Source organism: Terrabacter terrae (genome assembly GCF_039529575.1).
Lineage (GTDB): Bacteria > Actinomycetota > Actinomycetes > Actinomycetales > Dermatophilaceae > Terrabacter > Terrabacter terrae.
Map to the genome: position 1 here is coordinate 1 of NZ_BAAANB010000032.1, position 1063 is coordinate 1063.

General features: G+C 71.3%; 1 protein-coding gene. It reads left to right on the plus strand.

Translation table 11 applies throughout. The features are described 5' to 3' along the window. Positions 1–155 precede the first annotated feature (155 nt). A complete protein-coding gene (gene pdxY / locus ABD194_RS18640; RefSeq protein WP_343994268.1) occupies positions 156–1004 on the plus strand; it encodes a pyridoxal kinase PdxY in 849 nt (282 codons plus the stop codon). Positions 1005–1063 lie beyond the last annotated feature (59 nt).

The following is a 1063-nucleotide window of genomic DNA, read 5'->3' on the forward strand; positions in this document are numbered from 1 at the left end:
TCGCGGACGTCGACGAGGACGGCCTCGTCGGGCAGCTCGGACACGGTCGTCGTGGGGATGGCGCTCATGGCCCCATCCTGACACGCGCGGGCGGCCGAACCGGGGCTCGACGAGGACTGCCGGCCCGGGTGTGCCCGGCCAGTATCGTGAGGAAGGTGAAGATCCTGTCGATCCAGTCCCACGTCGCCTACGGCCACGCCGGCAACTCCGCGGCGGTCTTCCCGCTCCAGCGCCTCGGCCACGAGGTCTACCCCGTGCTGACCGTCACCTTCTCCAACCACACCGGCTACGGCTCGACCCGCGGCCCGCTGATCGCGCCGGCCGACGTCGCAGCCGTCATCGACGGCGTGGAGGAGCGCGGTGCCTTCCCGGCGATCGACGCCGTGCTCTCGGGCTACCAGGGCGCCGAGGCCGTCGGGGAGGTGGTGCTCGACGCCGTGGCGCGCGTCAAGGCCGCCAACCCCGCAGCCATCTACTGCTGCGACCCGGTCATGGGCGACGTCGGCCGCGGCTTCTTCGTGCGCGAGGGCATCCCCGAGTACATGCGCGACCACGTCGTGCCCAAGGCCGACATCGTCACGCCCAACCAGTTCGAGCTCGAGTTCCTCGTGGGGCGGGAGGTCTCCACCCAGGCCGACCTCGTGGCGGCGGCCCGCGAGCTGATCGCGCAGGGCCCGGCTGTCGTCCTCGTCACCAGCGCCGTCACCTCGGACACCCCGGACGGCACCATCCAGATGGCCTGCGTCACCGCCGAGGACGCGTGGGTCGTCACGACGCCGATGCTCCCCATGACGGTGCGCGGTGGCGGCGACGTGACCGCGGCCATCTTCCTCGCGCACTACCTGACCGACGGGCCGCAGGCGGCCCTGAGCCGCACGGCGGCCACCATGTATGCCGTTCTGGAGCGCACCCACGCCCTCGGCTCGGACGAGATGCTGCTCGTCGCCGAACAGGACGCCATCGCCCGCCCCGACGAAATCTTCGAAATCGCCTCGATGGCTTGACCGGCGTACCCCGGGGGGCGTTATAGTCGCAACGCGCCGTTCCGCATGACCACCCCTGA